The organism is Acetobacter estunensis, from assembly GCF_011516945.1.
GTDB lineage: Bacteria > Pseudomonadota > Alphaproteobacteria > Acetobacterales > Acetobacteraceae > Acetobacter > Acetobacter estunensis.
The window spans coordinates 1-14419 of record NZ_WOTH01000053.1; the positions used below are offsets into that span (position 1 = coordinate 1).

Genomic DNA, 14419 nt, shown 5'->3' on the forward strand with positions numbered 1-14419 from the left:
CGAACGCTGCGCCTCAACACTTGCTGCAATGCACACCATCGCCTTCGCTGGCTTCATGCTCAGAAACGCAGCTAACCTGCTCATGCAAAGTGCATAACACCCTCTAGAAACCGGGTCCGGGCGAGCGGCTCGAAGGTGTCGGCGCGGACGGCTTGGGATCTTCCCGGTTCCCAGGTGACGGCGCTTTTTCAGGCGACGCGCCAGAAGACGCCTGCGGGGCGTCCGCGGCAGGCTTGCGAAAGAAAGAGTCCACAATGCGTCCGAACACGCTCTGACCGCTCTGTGGCGCAGGTTCGGGGCGCGGTGTCGGCTCCAGCCGCGTGAGACCCGCGGAGATGATCGCCCCGAGATCGCGCTTTCCCTGAAGCTCGCGCAACTGCTTGAGCGTCTGGAACGCCATATAGCCCATGCCCTCGTCCTCGAGCGCACGGGCCTCGGTCATACCGGGGAAAGCGCGCTCAAGGACGGCCACGTCCCGCGCCACATAAAGCTGCGCGCGCCTCTGGGCACTCACACCGGTTCCCGCCCAGTCCAGATCGAAACCCGCCTTTCGGGCGACTGCACGCACAAAGCTGCGCAGGGTCCGGCTGTTCCCTTCTTCAAACGGATGGCAGTAATCGAGATCCGCATAGAGGTCCGCGAGCCGGTTTCCGGCTTCGCGGATGTCGAGACCTGCGAGTTCCTTGATTCCGCCAAGCTGGTGAAATGTCTTCAACGCCTCGTCGGTCTGCGGAGCGACGTCCCTATTGGCATATACAACCGTATAGGGCTCACCGGTGTTATCAAGATGGCGCGGCTTGATCCAGATACGGGAGTCCTCACGGATTTTTCCCGGCTCGACCGGCTGCACCAGGCCGGGGAAATGCGGAAAATCCTGAAAGATATGGGCATGCGTCCGCCGCAGATGATCGAACCCAAACGTCCCATACAAAGGCGCGTGCTCAAGTTCCGCAATACGAATGGTGGACAGTTTCTCGTCGAGACCCGGCTTTCTGTGCTCTGGAGACTCAGCCGACATGCTGACGGGCCGCATACAGGCGCTGAGCTTCCTCACGCACGATCTTGAAGGTCGCTTCGCGATACGCCTCCCAGTCGAGTTCCCCGTCGATGTAGCGCTGATCGAGCGCCAGCATCGTCTCGTCTCGGACAAACCCTTCCAGTGCGACGCTCGCCGTCGCCTGCCGGATTGCCTCGGCGCGGCGTGCCCGTTCAACGTCGGAGATGGCAGCAGGTCTGGTCATGACGGCACCTCGATTGATGAGATGGGCGATCATACCAGAGAGTTTCTGTCCTGTCCTGCGCGAGCCCAGAAGAAGGGCGCTCATGTCCGCATACTCCGGCGCGACGTACGCTCAACGAGAACCTCACGCCCTGCCAGCTCGCGCAGACTGCTTTCAAGCAGTTTGGCCGAACGGCGACGGCGCACCTCGTGGGCGGTGCGGCGCAGCCGGGCGCGCGCACGATCGGAGATCTCGGGAAGCACGAGGTTGCCTTCGATACGCAGGGCTTCGCCTTCCAGACGACGGGCCAGGGCGCGGGCCTGCAGGCGCGCGACCGGGGCACCCGAGAAGGATGGGGATAACATCATGATTTTTACTCCAGTCAGGATTGGAAGGAGCGCGCACGGGGCGCGGTCCCCCTTCTTGCGTGTCAGAGAACGACCAGGTCACAGTTCTCAGGTTCGATCGTCACATCCGTGACGACACCGCGCGTCAGGCCGTTCTCGACAATCATGCGCGCCCGGGCGCGACCTTCGAGATAGACGCGCGTGCCCGCTCTGCAGCGGTTCTCGATGGCGCGGAGCGCGTGAGGTTTGGTGCAGACCACGTAATGCCAGCCAAGCACGTCAGCGCCCGGCGCAGGCTCACGATCTGTCCCGTTCCACGTTGTGCAAAGCCAGAAGCGCGCAGCGGTCTTCTCTCCGCTCGCCTCTGTCTCAAACTCGGGAGAGCACGTGATATGCCCCACGAGGATGATCCGGTTTACGACGTCCGACATGGCCGTCTCCCTGTGTTTCTTCCAACAGGGTGAGGCCCGATGCCGCACCGTCTGCCGGTAGCGGTCAGACGGACAGGGCCATCAGGCGGCAGGCGCACTCCCTCGGTCCGGCATGGTGCGGAAGCCGCGTGCGGCTTCACGGTGCCGGAGCGACCGCAGGCCCGGGGATTGCGCCTGACGACGGCCCTGTCAGACCGCGACGACCGGCAGGCGGTGCGGCATCGCGTCTTTTCTGCGCTCTCCTCTTCGCTTTTCGGCTTTTCTTCTTCATTTCCCTGTGTATCCGCTTGTACAGATCAGGGATTTATCCTAGAATCACCGGGTATTTCAGGAGAAACGGACATGGCCGTTGTCACCGTCTCGAAAGATCGCGTGAGTCTGCTTGCGGATTTCCATCCCGAGCTGGCCACGCAATGCCGACGTTTCAAAGGCCGCTGGCAAGGCAAGGCTGTCGGCTGGACGTTTCTCGCCGATCAGGAGCACAACGTGCGCGGGATCTGCCGCACGCTCTACGGCGTGGACGGCACGCCGGAAGCCTGGGCCGATCAGTGCAACGTCCATGTCCAGGTCGAGGAGCGCGATATTCGCGCGCCCGTCTGGCGGCAGTTCAACGCCGACATCTTTCTCGGCGGTCGCCATATCGCGGGCGTCTTCGGCCCGCGTCAGGCGCTGCGCACCGGCAAGGGCGTGAAGTTTCTCGAAGGCGCGCCCTGCTGCGCGCGCGAACACGGCGCCTACCGTCTGGCCGTTCCGGACGGCGCGGTGATCGAGATCCGCAAATATCCGCGTGCCGCACTAGCTTTTCTCAGCGAAGCGCTGCGCGGACACGGTGCGCTGAGCGTCGCCTAAAACAGCCCCAGCTGCATCGCGGGCCGATTGACGACCGGAACAGCGGCGGCGACGCCGTGCTTTTTCATCAACATCTCAAGCATGGCGCGTTCATGGGCTTCTTCCTCGTCGCGCGCCTGCTTCGCCCAGGCTTCGACCAGAAGATTCTCGCGCACCCGCTGGCCGATTTCGCGCTCGACGTCCGACCACGTGAAGGCCGGATCGCCCCAGCATGGGTAATCCACCATGTGTTTGAGGAACGCATGGCGGGTCTTCGCGCTTGCAAACCATGCTGATCTGAAGCCCAGAGAATTGAAGTGAGCAATATGGCTCCACATCTGGGACACGCGCCCATACAGCGCCTTGTTGAACTTCTCGGCCGGCATGCCCTGCGCGAGAAAACGCAGGATGGCGTTGCCGATCCGGGCTTTGTCAGCCGCGCTACTCCACGTGGTGGGCGTGAACTGCTCCGCCACGAGAGGCGGCGAGCGCAGGCGCTCGCACAGGATCGGGGCCGCGCTCATGCCACCCGGCTCCGGTTGCGATACCAGTTATGAAAGCGCGTCACGTCGGGCAGATCGGGATAGCGACCGCCACCCATCTCCTCATCTTCCATCTGCGCCAGCATCCGCACCGAAATCCGTGAGCGCTTGTCGTTGGCAAGGCATCGCACCAGAGCGAGATGCGAGCGCCCGCTGATATAACGATCCTCCCAGAAACCCGTGACCGGATTGCGCACGGCGGCCGCCAGGGTGCCATTGCAGAACCCTTCCACGATCCACGGCACCGTGCGGTAAGGATGACCGGAACGAGGGCTTGGAAAGCGAAAGATCGAACCCAGCGCGACGGTGCCGACACGCAGCGGATTGTGCCCGCCCTGAAAGGGCGAGGTATGATACTGACGCAACATCGGAACTCTCCTGAAACACAAAGACCGCCTCAAGGGCGGTCGAAACGGACGGACGGTGCGGGCCTCACAGGAGGCTGATGAGGTCGTCGATGTCGGGGAGAAAAAAGCCCGGTCCCACGATCAGGACCGTGACCAGCCCCATGAAGAGCATGAAGCCCATGACGCCGAAGATGATTTCTCGCGCATCGTTGCGTGTGATGGGAAAGCTGCGCTTGGACATGGTGCGGCCCCCTTGTTTTCTCTGGACCCTTCCCGCGCAACCGGGCGTCGACGGCCAATGCAAAGCCGACGCATCGCGTCGGCACCGCAGGCGCGCGCAGCGCGGCGAGGAGCCACGCTTTGCATTGGACGGCAAGGCCTGGTGCGGCCTTCTCCCGCTTGTCTTTCTTCTCCTCCCTTTCAGTCTTTTCCTTATCTCTCAGTCCTGCCACTGCACCGGAAACCGATCGTCGATGTCGCCGTCGCGGTCGAACAGCACCCAGTCACATCCGGCCTCCTTGGCGTAGGCAAGGATGGCGTAGAGCCCAGGCGAGGCGTCGTCATGGATGCTCTCCAGCTCGTCGGGCACCGAGACGAGCCAGCCATAGGGGCCGGACAGGCAGGGCATGGAGCCGCTCTGGCCCTTGGTGACGAGGTATTCCTCAAACTCCAGCGTGTCGCCGCGATCCAGATGCGCCGTGCTCAGATCGAGCACGCGCCGCATATTGCGTGGCTGACGGGCAACCGGAAGAGAAACGACCGTGGCGGTATCGGGCATGACAGACTCGTTTGAGCGTGGTAGTGAGAGATCAGCGCCACACACTCCGTCCTGTTCGTGCGACTGTGCAGCGTTTTTCCGAAAAATCGGCAGCAGCGATGCAGGGTGTGTCAGAAACTGTCACACCGGTCCGGCATTCTCGCCGAACGCGCCCGCAGGCATCTGCCAGTGTGAGGGGGCGCAAAGCACCGGTCCGCGCCAGCGGCGCGAGAGCGCGCGACGCACCAGATCCGGCCTCGCCAGCACAGGTGCGAACGCCTCGCCCGTATCGGCAAGCGCCCAGAGATCGCGATCGCGGCGGATCGTGCAGCCAAACGCGCGCTCCCACGCGCACAAACCGGCAAAGCGTTGGCCATCCATGTAGCGCAGCGTCGCCGCCTGGTTGGCCGACATGAAAATGCACGTCAGACACGACAGCCGACCGAAACCCAGCCGATAGGGCAAAGGTGCGATCACCCCGTGGCGGCGCAGGCACTCCCACACCTCGGCCTCGCTCCAGCCATGCACCGGCCGGTAGTGATCGACGTGACGCCGCGCGCGTCCATCCCGCAGATCCGAGCGGTGCGGTTCGAAGGCCGCATAGCGGGCGCGGTTGGCGGATTCAGCGGCCCGCTCACCGGTCACGAACAGTGTGCGCGCGTGGTGAAACCGCGCCTGATTGCGCAGCGCCGTGTCGGCGACCATGATCTTGGCGTAGGGCGAGCACCAGCGCACCGACAAGTTCGCCGAGACCTGGGGAAAGCGTCGGCGCGTGTTGCGCGGGCCGTGCCCGCCCATCGTCACGCGCCCCTCGGGCGTGTCGAACCAGACCGGCGCGGTTGGCGCGTCCTCGCGCAACATCTCGCGCACGATCCCGCCCTGACGGGCCGAGAAATATAGTTTTACGCCCAGTGCGTCGGCGAGATGGCGGCCATAATCGGTGACGTGCGGCCAGTCGAACACGTCGGCCTCGTCATCGACCAGATGGTGCCACCACTCGATACGCTCGGGCGGCACGCCGCATTCGAGAAGATGCAGCGTGCAGGCCAGGGAATCCTTACCGAAGGAACAGGCGACGATGATGTGGTCATAGCTCGCCAGATCCGGGCCGCTCACAGCACCCGGCTCACGGGCGCACCCGTGAGGACCGGCAGCATGTGCGGCAGAGGCACGCCTGACAGGCGCAGCGGCTTGGTGTGCCGCCCGTCCCATGTCAGACGCTCGCACGGGCGCAGCAGTCCGGCCGCCTCGGCGGCCCGATCCCGTTTGATGCACACGGTTTCATTGCCGCCCGAGCGGCGCTGGCACGGCTCGCCCGCGTCCGCGCCACAGCCCGCGCAGGGCAGTGTCAGCGCCGGGTCGCCATGCTCCCATTCCATCCCGCAGCGGTGACACTGCACCGGCTCGGATGTGCAGATCCAGCGTGTGGGCTTGCGGAAGGTAACGCTACGGGGACGTGTGGATGAGGCCGCGTATGCCATGGAAACATTCTCCTCTCTGAATGCTTCCCCGCAGGCCGGGAGCGGCTGGCCGGGTCAGGCGCGGCGCCTGCGCCGGCACCGCAAAGCGCGCGCAAGCGCGGTGCGGAGCCACCGCTTGACGCGGACGGATGCTTCTGGCCGCTCCCTTCCCTGCTTTATCCTTTTTGTTACGATCCCAGCCTTTTGCCCGCTCCAAAAAATCAACGCGTATTAACGCTTTAGCAAAATAATCTTGTTTACTGTTACGATCCGTAACTTGGAGCACGTCACCCGTACAAACAGGGAAGGCGGGGTAGTAAGGACATGCCGACGCCGTTCAGGAGTGTCCCTCAATGACATCAATTATTTCAGCTACATCCCATTCCATCGCCGACTCCATGCGATCCCTCTACGGAAGTCAGGATACGGCCACATCTTCAGAACAGGCTTCAGGCACGACTGTAAGCCGCCAAAAAAGTTCTGATGAAAGCGTCACGATTACGCTCTCAACCGAAGCAACCACAAAGCTTTCGCAGACGTCCGCCACCGTCTCCGACGGACAGGTTGCTTATTACGCACAATTCTTTCCGACCCGTGACGGTACCGCGAGCACTCTTGCTGCCGCTATTGTGGATCCGGGAGCCACGACGATTTCAACCGGACTCTCTCCCGATGAAATCGCCAAAGCAGCTCGCGCCAGCATGGATGCAGAATATGCCTCTATGACGGCCAGTGGAAAACCTTATGATATAAATAGCGAAGGTGGTGTGGACGAAGATACATTGATGTCTGGTCTCGACAGAAGTGCGTTGACTGCCGTTGCTACAAATGAAGATGGATTATTCACCAAAGACGAGCAGAATATAGCTCAATCCTTTATGATCGACCAGGAAGGGTTCGCTATGGGGCTCTATGAAGGTCCGAATGACTTAAAATCTAAATTTATTGATCCGTTCCTTGGAAACAGTTCCGCCCGGGCTCAAGCCGATGTCAATTTTCTCGATAAAGCGAGCGATTACGAAAAAGGGTCAATCTCCTGGGTATTTAGCCGAGCTTCTGCCGAGCTCGTCTATGAAGACGAATTCGGAAAATCGAGCCTTCCAAACGATACCGACCAAGCTAGTCCCTTCTCGATTGTGAAGCTGATTCTTCAAGGGATGAAAACCATGAAGTCGAATAATCCGTCAGTGTGGACAAAAGAAGATTTGCTAGCAGAGCCGTGGATGAAAGGCCTAGGAGGAGAACTGGAAAACCTTTTAGCGCTCCAGAAAAAGAAAGCGGCGTCCACGGGCGCGACCTCCTGACAGGTTGAGCATTAGCTCCAAACTTTTTGTTCCTGTCTAGCCGGTCTCCTCCACCAGTTCGTACTCGCTCAGTGTCGTGGCACCCGTCCAAGGATCAAGACGGGTAATCATCTCCTTGCCACAGACATCCCCCGCAAAACCGTGGCGGCGCAACTGCGCCAGCCGCGGGCGGGTGATCTTCGGAATGGCAGTGCGCGCGGCAAAATCCGCAAGCGCTGTCTTCATGTCCGGATACGGTTCGCGCCAGCCCCGGGCGTTGAGCGGGTAGATTTCGGGCGTCCGAAGCAGCACGGTGCCATCGGGTCGCACACAGGTCTCGACAATATGGCGCCCGATCTTACGGCGCATGATCGGGGGAGCATCGGTCATCTCGATCGCTCCCTCACGCGGTCTCGGTGTGGAGCTGAAACGCTTCCACCACGTCGTAAGGATGTTCATGCCCGTCATAGCCCACACGTAACGTCCCCGCACGAGCGAAGTTCAGTAACATCCGCGTGCCGTGGGTCTTGCGCTGCACGGCCGCATTGGCCGCGCGGAGCCATCCGTAGAACCCTAGGTGGCCCTGAGCAGGAGTGACAAATTCGTCGCTCTGCGCTGGCCACCAGAAGGGCGTCTGCCCGTCGATCTGGAACGGCGTCTCGCCGCTGCCCCACATCCGCACGCCGGGCTCACCGTCATGCCCACGCGGTTCAGGATGGATCACGTGGGTCCAGCGCTCCAGATTGAGCTGATGGTGCCGTCGGGCGGTCTCAAACCCCGTGGGTTTGCTCACACCGCGCTCGCAGCCGATGACGATTCCGAACGAGCATCGCGGTGCTTGACGGGTGACCGTTTCGCCATACTCCTGCACCTTGCGCGCAACCTCGGCCACATCGTCGGCGACGATGACGGTGGGCCGATCCAGTTCGGTGTCACCGGCGCTCTTGAGGATCGAGCCGTGGGGTAGAACGAGGCGATAGACAGGCAGGGCAGTCAGTGTGAAACGCGGCATGTCGGGTCTCCAGAAACGAAAAAGCCGCCTTGAGGGCGGCCGGGACAGACGAAAGAAGGCGGCGATGTCAGTATTCGCTGGGCAAAAGCACCACGCGGCCAAGGCCCGCCTCGCTGAAGGCGAACAGCTTGATCTCGGTGAGCGGGAAATCGGTGTATTCGATCTCCTGACGGTAAAGTTCGCGCTCCGGCTGACCACTCTTGCCGCCGTCCGTGCAGACAACCACGCCACTGTGCTGTTCCAGATCGACGCTCAGCGTCCAGAACTGCCGCTCTTCGGCGCGCACGGCCGGCAGGGACTGCACGCTTGCCAGCACGTCCATCAGCCACCCGGCGCCGTTGCGGGCGAGAAACTGAGCGCCATCGGTCAGCACCAGGCCGCCAAACCAGCGGTAATACTGCGTCGTGCCCGTGAACTGTGCCAGATCGTTACGGTTGATGGCGTGCGTCGAGGTCAGCGTTTCAAACATGGAAACTCTCCGTAGCAAAAACAGGTTTTAAGGATTGAGGAACGCGCTCAGTCTGCGACCGGCGCGTTGGGATCGCGGTAGAGGCTGATGTAGTCGGCGTGCCCGAACACCGTGTTCCACGGCGTCGTGACGACGGTGCCGCAGTCGTTCATGAGATCGTATCCCGAGCCTCTGAAGCGGTCGGTGATCTCTTTGACGTCCGCTTCCGCAGGCCCGCGCTCCCAGCTCACACTCAGACTGCCGTAATGGCGCTTGCGGACCGAAAAGGGGGTCTTTGGCCAGTGCTTCTTCAACAGCACGCGCAGATTGGCCGCAGCGAGCGTGCCGCTCCCCTCGTCGCCCTGCTTGAGACGGGCAAGCTCCGGATCGGCCCGCAGGCGCGCCACCTCGGCGTCGAACGCGGCTTTGTCTTCGGCTTGCCTGCGGCGTTTCTCCGCCTCGCGAGCTTCCGCCAGCGTGTCCAGACGCGCCAGTTCGTCAGCATCGGCAAACCCGTCCTCGCGCGCATACACCGTCCACTGCACGCCGCGCAGGATCGCCTCGGGAAGACGCAGGCTGCGCTCTCCGCCGAGAAACACGATGTCGTAGCTGGCCGAGCCGCCCGTCATGATCGAGTTCCGTGAAAGCGCGCGAACCGGTTGACGACCAGCCTCCCCATGCACGGCCTTCACGTAGCCGCGTCCGCGATTGTAGAGGATCGTGGAGACCATGGTGCCCACCACCACGGGGTTTTCCGATACCGACATTCTGTGCTCCTTCCAGCATCTTTTCCTGATACCTCCCCAGCGGCCATGGGCCGGGGGCCGGAGCAGACGCGGCGCGCAGCGCCGGGATCGGAGCCACGCGCAGGCCGCGCAGCGGGCGAGCATGGCGAGAACCCACCGTTTGTGGAGGACACCGGACTGTGGCGCCCCCTTCCCTCCTTCTTCTCCTTCCTTTGCTTTTCTGCTTTGTAAGCGTCCGGATCTGACACGCTGCGTTTGATCGGTATCTGTGCCTTCATTGGTGACTCCGAACCGGAGAAAGGACCGATGATGGATCGTGAGGCTTTGTGGCGAACGCGCCTGACAGATTTTGCCGAGAGTGGCCAGAGCCAGAAGGCATTCTGCGAGGAGCGAGGCTACAGTCCCAAAGCCTTGCGTCAGTGGGCTAGAACCCCGCGTTTCGTTCCTTCCCGGGAAGACATCTCCACGGCTGAACCCACGGTCCCAGAGGGTCGGGCAGAGGAATTCCTCTGCCCGACCCCAGAGGCGACGTCTGTGACCACGCGGTCATGGGCAGAGCTGGTCAACAAGGGAGGTGTGCGCAGACGATGGACGGACGAGAACAGACTGGCGCTGCTTCAGGATGCGTTACAGTCCGGTCTGACACTTGAGCGCTACGCCCGGCTGAATCATCTGACGCCGAGCGTCCTCTATCGCTGGTATCACCAGTTTTCCACACAACTTCAGGAACGACCCGACGCGCCCCTGAGCAGGGAAGCGGCCTTTGCAGACGTTCAGATCTCTGATCCCGTCGTGACTTCTCCGATTTCGAACAGACCTCCCGAGAGACCCAACGCGATATTCCGATCTCTGGAGATCGTTCTGAACAATGGGCGGACCCTGCGCTTTCCGGATGGTGTCGGTCTCGCTGACGCCGTGTGCCTGATCAATGCGCTGGACACTTCACCATGATCAGCCTGCCTCCCAACGTGCGGATCCATGTCGCACTGGGCTACACCGATCTGCGCAAGGGAATGGACTCTCTCGCCCTCATGATTCAGGAAATACTGCGTGCCGATCCGTTCAGCGGCCACGTCTTCGTTTTTCGTGGGCGAAAGGCTGGAACCGTCAAAATCCTTTACCACGACGGCAATGGCCTCTGCCTCTATCAGAAGCGGCTGGATTCCGGCGCGTTTACCTGGCCCGTGACACGTCCATCACCTGACGGACCGGCGAGCATCTTCCTGACCTCGGCACAGTTGTCGATGCTTCTGGAAGGGCTGGACTGGCGTAATCCGGTTCCTTCACGTCGCCTGATGGTAGCAGGATAAAATGGAAGCATGGGAATGCCGGTCGCACCGATTTTCCTTGTACTGCCCACGCCGGTCCGGCATTATCAGGACCATGAAGATCGCTCTCGATAATCTGCCTCTGGACCCGATCACCCTGCAGGGGATGGTGCGGGATCTGGCAGATGCGCTGGATGAGGGGCAGATCGAGATAGAACGGCTTCAACAGATCATCCGGGAATTTCGACGTGCACGGTTTGGCCGTAGCGCTGAAACCATCGAGCCCGACCAGCTCCCGTTGATCCTCGACACTAAAACTGGTGTTGAAACCATTATTGATGAGCAAACAAACGATGACGGGCTGAGTCGTATCTCCCCAGATTCCGCCAGATCATCATTCGTCAAACAACCTCACCGCAAGTCACTGCCGGATCATCTTTCTCGCTCCGACGTGACGATTGCTCCTGATGTCACGGTCTGTCCGGACTGCGGCGGATCGCTGCATGACGCGGGGACAACCACAAGTGAAATGCTCGACTGGGTGCCAGCGTCAGTCAGGGTGGTGCGGATCAACCGACCCAAATGTGCGTGCCGGGCCTGTGGCACACTCCATCAGGCGGCGGCGCCAGAGAGGATTGCTGAGGGTTGCAGCGCAACGCCCGCTCTGGTCGCCCATGTGCTGACCAGCCGATACTGCGATCATCTGCCTCTTTATCGACAGAGCCGCATTTTTGCCCGATATGGTCTTGAACTGGCGCGGTCCACTCTGGCCGACTGGATCCGGGCTGCCGCATGGTGGCTGGCACCGCTCCGTCACATGCTGATGTCGCATGTCTGCTCTGGTGAGCGTATCTTCGCCGATGACACGCCGTTGCCGGTCCTTGATCCCGGTCGGAGACGCACCCGCACCGGTCGGCTCTGGGCCTATGCCCGCGATGACCGTGATTTTGGCGGCACAACCGCCCCTGCCGTTGTATTTTACGCCACGCCAGATCGTAGCGCTGCGTGGCCAGCCCGCCATCTCGCCGGTTATCAGGGTATTCTGCAGGTGGATGGTTATGCTGGCTTCACGCCTCTCACCCATGACGGCAGTATCAGGATTGCGGCGTGCTGGTCGCACACGCGCCGTAAATTCTACGAACTGCATCAGGCAGGGTCACCGATAGCGACCGAAATCCTGTCTCGTATCCGGGAGCTTTATCAGATTGAGGAACGGATCCGTGGTTTGCCGCCCGACCATCGGCGGGTCGTAAGGCAGGAACGCAGCCAGGATCTTGTCACGGCACTCCACAAATTGCTCAGCGGAAAACTTCCGTTTCTGCCGACACGCAGCAAGCTGGCCGAAGCGATCCGCTATACCCTGAACCGCTGGGATGACCTGAAGCGGTTCATCGACGATGGTCGTATTGACCTCGACACCAATCCGGTTGAACGGGTTATTCGTCCTGTGGCGCTCGGGCGCAAGAATGCACTGTTCGCAGGGAGTGAAGGCGGGGCTGATCGCTGGGCGATTGCGGCTTCACTGATTGAAACGGCAAAACTTAACGGGATTGAGCCATTTCAATGGCTGCGGGATACCCTCGAAACCATGGTCGCAGGGTTTCCCGCAAGCCGTCTCGGAGAACTCCTGCCGGTCAGGTAAGGGGGGATAGCTGACTGTCAGTTTTACAGACGCAAAGATAGAGTTTCGATCTTATTTCTGAGGAGCATCACTGGACAGATGGTGCCCCATATTGATTCAGAACCAGCATCTGCGCTCAGATAACTCTCTGAACAACAGGAATTCGCAGCGTAATCAGGCAGGCTGAAGCACTATTTCGACAGGCTTCTCCCGGAGTAGTGGGGCTTGCCAGAGCCCCTGATCGAGCTTGGCGATTTCCTGATCAATCTCTTCGACGACCTGCCGTGCAAACGGTCCAAGATGCAGATACAACGCGCTGGTCATGACCACGTAAGGCAGTGCTTTTGGGTTATGCACGGCGCAGTCGACCAGCATACGCCAGAATTGCCCAGCCGTGCCCGGGCTAGCACGATGGATGCGGAAGAGTAGCCGGAAGAAGCTGCGAAGATCCCCCTTGATCATCCGATGCGCGCGTTTGCGTTTGAGCATACGCCCCAGCCTGCGCACACGGCCAAAATAGGCAGTCGGCTCATAAATTGTCTTGAGCACAGTCCTGTAATCGTCCAACACGTCCCGACGTGGACGACTGGTCTCAAAGTTCAGGCCAGCCGTACACTGGTCGCCTGATTGCGTCTGACCGTCATCCAGAAAGAGACGACCTTCGGCCAGCAGTCGGCGTGTAAGCTGCGTGGTCGGCAGAGCATAAAGCAGGCCGACCATGCAGACAGGGATCGACGTGTCTTCGATGCACTCGATCATGCCGGAAGCGACACTACCTTTTTCACTGTCGAAACCCACAATGAAACCGGCATTCACAAAAATTCCGGCGCCATGAATGGTCTCGATGCTTTGCTGCAGGCTCCGGCGGGTATTCTGCTTTTTCTGTGTCATGACCAACGTGTCTGTGTCGGGGCTTTCGATCCCGACGAAGACGGCGAAGAAATTGCTGTCGGCAAGGTCTTTCAGCAGTTCGGCATCATCAGCAAGGTTGATTGATGCTTCAGTCGAAAATTCGAACGGGAAGCGCTTTTCATCCTGCCAGCGCTTCAGATCAGGCAGAAATTTCCGGAGCGCCTTTTTGTTGCCGATCAGATTGTCATCGACAAAATCGACATGCCCGCGATAACCGAGGGCATAGAGCGCATCCAGTTCCGCCATAACCTGTTCGGTCGTCTTTGTGCGCGGCACGCGGCCATACAGTTCGATGATGTCGCAGAATTCGCAGCTGAACGGGCATCCGCGCGAGAACTGAATTCCGACATGCAGATACTGATTCAGCTTCAGCAGATCAAAGCGCGGCAGAGGACTTTTCGTGACGTCCGTCTTACCCATAGGCGCTTCAAACACTCCCTCCCTGGCGCCGCTTCGCCACGCAGAGATGAAATTGACCATGATCTCTTCAGCTTCCCCGAGAACCTGAAAATTTGCGGCCTTATAGACAGGCGGGCTGGATGTGACGTCCGGTCCGCCAACCACTACAGGCTTACCTCTGGCCCGGCATGTGTCGATGATATGCAGGGCGTCGTTTCTCTGCGGGAGCATTCCCCCGGTCATCACCATATCCGCCCACGCGAAGTCTTCTTCCGTCAGAAGTTCCGTATTGCGATTGACCAGTCTGACTTCCCAGCTCTCCGGAAGCATGGCAGCCACGGTGATCAGACCGAGGGGCGCAGCCGGGTAGCGTGCACCTGTCAGTTCACAGGCTTCCTTGTAGTTCCAGAACGAACCTGAGTTGAAAAGCGGAAAGATCATCAGGATCTTGCAGATGTCGGTCATCAAGGAGAAATCCTCAGATAAAACAGCTGATCGCGATCAGGGCGGAAGACCATCGCCTTGATCGAAAGCGTGCCGGACCACAATCGGGCCTTGTTTGGTTTCAGGAAAGGGATATGCAGAATGTACCTTTTCCCTGATGGCGTCGACCAAGGAAGCTCTGCACGGCAGCTTCCCGGCGAAGGATCGGCATGTGACCCTTCGGACAAGGGAATGACCCTTTATAGATGGAGGGATCGAAGAACCCTTGATTGATGTGCTTGGCCGGTAATTTCTGGGTTTTGGCGATTTGATTGACGGTTTTTGCGATGGCGTCCAGTCTGCGTTTTGAGCAGA

The 14419-nt window shown here is 60.5% G+C and carries 21 protein-coding genes; 5 read left to right on the forward strand and 16 right to left on the reverse strand.

Going from position 1 to position 14419, the window contains the following annotated elements:
- Positions 1 to 103: 103 nt before the first annotated feature.
- The 4 genes from GOB87_RS14885 to GOB87_RS14900 all read right to left on the reverse strand — a co-directional run bounded on the left by GOB87_RS14885 (position 104) and on the right by GOB87_RS14900 (position 1998).
- On the reverse strand, positions 104 to 1018 hold the full coding sequence (locus GOB87_RS14885; protein WP_166318527.1) for a Fic family protein: 915 nt from the start codon (positions 1016 to 1018) through the stop codon (positions 104 to 106).
- On the reverse strand, positions 1008 to 1325 hold the full coding sequence (locus GOB87_RS14890; RefSeq protein ID WP_166318529.1) for an antitoxin VbhA family protein: 318 nt from the start codon (positions 1323 to 1325) through the stop codon (positions 1008 to 1010). Before GOB87_RS14890 ends, GOB87_RS14885 begins: the two co-directional genes overlap by 11 nt.
- On the reverse strand, positions 1322 to 1588 hold the full coding sequence (locus GOB87_RS14895; protein WP_166318531.1) for a hypothetical protein: 267 nt from the start codon (positions 1586 to 1588) through the stop codon (positions 1322 to 1324). Before GOB87_RS14895 ends, GOB87_RS14890 begins: the two co-directional genes overlap by 4 nt.
- A 62-nt stretch (positions 1589 to 1650) precedes the next feature.
- On the reverse strand, positions 1651 to 1998 hold the full coding sequence (locus GOB87_RS14900; RefSeq protein WP_166318533.1) for a single-stranded DNA-binding protein: 348 nt from the start codon (positions 1996 to 1998) through the stop codon (positions 1651 to 1653).
- Between the two features lie 342 nt (positions 1999 to 2340).
- Here GOB87_RS14900 and GOB87_RS14905 point away from each other — a divergent pair, with 342 nt between their 5' ends.
- Positions 2341 to 2847: a hypothetical protein gene (locus GOB87_RS14905; protein ID WP_166318535.1), complete on the forward strand. Its 507-nt coding sequence runs from the start codon at positions 2341 to 2343 to the stop codon at positions 2845 to 2847.
- Here the strand turns inward: GOB87_RS14905 and GOB87_RS14910 are convergent.
- From GOB87_RS14910 to GOB87_RS14935, 6 genes are all read right to left on the reverse strand, one after another.
- Positions 2844 to 3350 carry a hypothetical protein gene (locus GOB87_RS14910; RefSeq protein ID WP_166318537.1) on the reverse strand — a complete coding sequence of 169 codons (507 nt, stop codon included), beginning with the start codon at positions 3348 to 3350 and terminating at the stop codon, positions 2844 to 2846. The two genes, GOB87_RS14905 and GOB87_RS14910, sit on opposite strands and share 4 nt — an antisense overlap.
- The gene (locus GOB87_RS14915) at positions 3347 to 3736 is read right to left on the reverse strand and encodes a hypothetical protein (RefSeq protein WP_166318539.1); all 390 of its coding nucleotides are present in this window, start codon (positions 3734 to 3736) and stop codon (positions 3347 to 3349) included. The genes GOB87_RS14910 and GOB87_RS14915 overlap by 4 nt, the downstream gene beginning before the upstream one ends.
- Before the next feature lie 64 nt (positions 3737 to 3800).
- Entirely contained in the window at positions 3801 to 3956 is a 156-nt protein-coding gene (locus GOB87_RS14920; RefSeq protein WP_166318541.1) for a hypothetical protein, read from the reverse strand.
- 198 nt (positions 3957 to 4154) lie between these two features.
- Positions 4155 to 4538, reverse strand: coding sequence for a DUF5983 family protein (locus GOB87_RS14925; RefSeq protein ID WP_166318544.1), 384 nt, complete (start codon positions 4536 to 4538; stop codon positions 4155 to 4157).
- Positions 4539 to 4613: 75 nt separating this feature from the next.
- Positions 4614 to 5684, reverse strand: a complete 1071-nt coding sequence (locus GOB87_RS14930; RefSeq protein ID WP_166318547.1) for a phosphoadenosine phosphosulfate reductase domain-containing protein — start codon at positions 5682 to 5684, stop codon at positions 4614 to 4616.
- On the reverse strand, positions 5585 to 5953 hold the full coding sequence (locus GOB87_RS14935) for a hypothetical protein (RefSeq protein WP_166318550.1): 369 nt from the start codon (positions 5951 to 5953) through the stop codon (positions 5585 to 5587). The genes GOB87_RS14930 and GOB87_RS14935 overlap by 100 nt, the downstream gene beginning before the upstream one ends.
- Before the next feature lie 332 nt (positions 5954 to 6285).
- Here GOB87_RS14935 and GOB87_RS14940 point away from each other — a divergent pair, with 332 nt between their 5' ends.
- Positions 6286 to 7236 (forward strand): hypothetical protein, encoded by a 951-nt coding sequence (locus GOB87_RS14940; protein ID WP_166318553.1) that lies wholly within the window; start codon positions 6286 to 6288, stop codon positions 7234 to 7236.
- A 36-nt stretch (positions 7237 to 7272) separates the two neighbouring features.
- On the opposite strand, the gene GOB87_RS14945 is transcribed toward GOB87_RS14940, so the two are convergent.
- The 4 genes from GOB87_RS14945 to GOB87_RS14960 all read right to left on the reverse strand — a co-directional run bounded on the left by GOB87_RS14945 (position 7273) and on the right by GOB87_RS14960 (position 9442).
- Positions 7273 to 7605: a hypothetical protein gene (locus GOB87_RS14945; protein WP_166318556.1), complete on the reverse strand. Its 333-nt coding sequence runs from the start codon at positions 7603 to 7605 to the stop codon at positions 7273 to 7275.
- A gap of 13 nt (positions 7606 to 7618) precedes the next feature.
- Complete coding sequence (locus GOB87_RS14950) at positions 7619 to 8227, reverse strand: hypothetical protein (RefSeq protein WP_166318559.1); 609 nt, start codon at positions 8225 to 8227, stop codon at positions 7619 to 7621.
- 67 nt (positions 8228 to 8294) lie between these two features.
- Complete coding sequence (locus GOB87_RS14955) at positions 8295 to 8696, reverse strand: DUF6876 family protein (RefSeq protein ID WP_242006500.1); 402 nt, start codon at positions 8694 to 8696, stop codon at positions 8295 to 8297.
- 47 nt (positions 8697 to 8743) lie between these two features.
- The gene (locus tag GOB87_RS14960; RefSeq protein WP_166318562.1) at positions 8744 to 9442 is read right to left on the reverse strand and encodes an LPD29 domain-containing protein; all 699 of its coding nucleotides are present in this window, start codon (positions 9440 to 9442) and stop codon (positions 8744 to 8746) included.
- A gap of 285 nt (positions 9443 to 9727) precedes the next feature.
- On the opposite strand from GOB87_RS14960, the gene tnpA reads away from it, so the two are divergent.
- The 3 genes from tnpA to tnpC all read left to right on the forward strand — a co-directional run bounded on the left by tnpA (position 9728) and on the right by tnpC (position 12331).
- A complete protein-coding gene (gene tnpA, locus GOB87_RS14965; RefSeq protein ID WP_166318565.1) occupies positions 9728 to 10372 on the forward strand; it encodes an IS66 family insertion sequence element accessory protein TnpA in 645 nt (214 codons plus the stop codon).
- A complete protein-coding gene (gene tnpB, locus GOB87_RS14970) occupies positions 10369 to 10731 on the forward strand; it encodes an IS66 family insertion sequence element accessory protein TnpB (RefSeq protein ID WP_166318568.1) in 363 nt (120 codons plus the stop codon). The genes tnpA and tnpB overlap by 4 nt, the downstream gene beginning before the upstream one ends.
- Positions 10732 to 10804: 73 nt before the next feature.
- On the forward strand, positions 10805 to 12331 hold the full coding sequence (tnpC, locus tag GOB87_RS14975) for an IS66 family transposase (RefSeq protein WP_166318570.1): 1527 nt from the start codon (positions 10805 to 10807) through the stop codon (positions 12329 to 12331).
- A gap of 153 nt (positions 12332 to 12484) precedes the next feature.
- Here the strand turns inward: tnpC and GOB87_RS14980 are convergent, their stop codons facing one another.
- On the reverse strand, positions 12485 to 14086 hold the full coding sequence (locus GOB87_RS14980; protein WP_166318572.1) for a B12-binding domain-containing radical SAM protein: 1602 nt from the start codon (positions 14084 to 14086) through the stop codon (positions 12485 to 12487).
- A 100-nt stretch (positions 14087 to 14186) separates the two neighbouring features.
- The coding region (locus GOB87_RS16655) for a hypothetical protein (RefSeq protein WP_206752348.1) at positions 14187 to 14419 on the reverse strand (233 nt) is incomplete at its 5' end.

Excerpts from the sequence above, each read along its gene's own strand:
- tnpB (WP_166318568.1), top strand. The coding sequence starts at position 10,369 with ATGATCAGCCTGCCTCCCAACGTGCGGATCCATGTCGCACTGGGCTAC.
- tnpA (WP_166318565.1), top strand. The coding sequence starts at position 9,728 with ATGATGGATCGTGAGGCTTTGTGGCGAACGCGCCTGACAGATTTTGCC.
- GOB87_RS14915 (WP_166318539.1), bottom strand. The coding sequence starts at position 3,736 with ATGTTGCGTCAGTATCATACCTCGCCCTTTCAGGGCGGGCACAATCCG.
- GOB87_RS14945 (WP_166318556.1), bottom strand. The coding sequence starts at position 7,605 with ATGACCGATGCTCCCCCGATCATGCGCCGTAAGATCGGGCGCCATATT.
- GOB87_RS14895 (WP_166318531.1), bottom strand. The coding sequence starts at position 1,588 with ATGATGTTATCCCCATCCTTCTCGGGTGCCCCGGTCGCGCGCCTGCAG.
- GOB87_RS14960 (WP_166318562.1), bottom strand. The coding sequence starts at position 9,442 with ATGTCGGTATCGGAAAACCCCGTGGTGGTGGGCACCATGGTCTCCACG.
- GOB87_RS14980 (WP_166318572.1), bottom strand. The coding sequence starts at position 14,086 with ATGACCGACATCTGCAAGATCCTGATGATCTTTCCGCTTTTCAACTCA.
- GOB87_RS14930 (WP_166318547.1), bottom strand. The coding sequence starts at position 5,684 with ATGGGACGGGCGGCACACCAAGCCGCTGCGCCTGTCAGGCGTGCCTCT.
- GOB87_RS14950 (WP_166318559.1), bottom strand. The coding sequence starts at position 8,227 with ATGCCGCGTTTCACACTGACTGCCCTGCCTGTCTATCGCCTCGTTCTA.
- GOB87_RS14955 (WP_242006500.1), bottom strand. The coding sequence starts at position 8,696 with ATGTTTGAAACGCTGACCTCGACGCACGCCATCAACCGTAACGATCTG.
- GOB87_RS14885 (WP_166318527.1), bottom strand. The coding sequence starts at position 1,018 with ATGTCGGCTGAGTCTCCAGAGCACAGAAAGCCGGGTCTCGACGAGAAA.
- GOB87_RS14905 (WP_166318535.1), top strand. The coding sequence starts at position 2,341 with ATGGCCGTTGTCACCGTCTCGAAAGATCGCGTGAGTCTGCTTGCGGAT.
- GOB87_RS14940 (WP_166318553.1), top strand. The coding sequence starts at position 6,286 with ATGACATCAATTATTTCAGCTACATCCCATTCCATCGCCGACTCCATG.
- tnpC (WP_166318570.1), top strand. The coding sequence starts at position 10,805 with ATGAAGATCGCTCTCGATAATCTGCCTCTGGACCCGATCACCCTGCAG.
- GOB87_RS14900 (WP_166318533.1), bottom strand. The coding sequence starts at position 1,998 with ATGTCGGACGTCGTAAACCGGATCATCCTCGTGGGGCATATCACGTGC.
- GOB87_RS14920 (WP_166318541.1), bottom strand. The coding sequence starts at position 3,956 with ATGTCCAAGCGCAGCTTTCCCATCACACGCAACGATGCGCGAGAAATC.
- GOB87_RS14890 (WP_166318529.1), bottom strand. The coding sequence starts at position 1,325 with ATGAGCGCCCTTCTTCTGGGCTCGCGCAGGACAGGACAGAAACTCTCT.
- GOB87_RS14910 (WP_166318537.1), bottom strand. The coding sequence starts at position 3,350 with ATGAGCGCGGCCCCGATCCTGTGCGAGCGCCTGCGCTCGCCGCCTCTC.
- GOB87_RS14935 (WP_166318550.1), bottom strand. The coding sequence starts at position 5,953 with ATGGCATACGCGGCCTCATCCACACGTCCCCGTAGCGTTACCTTCCGC.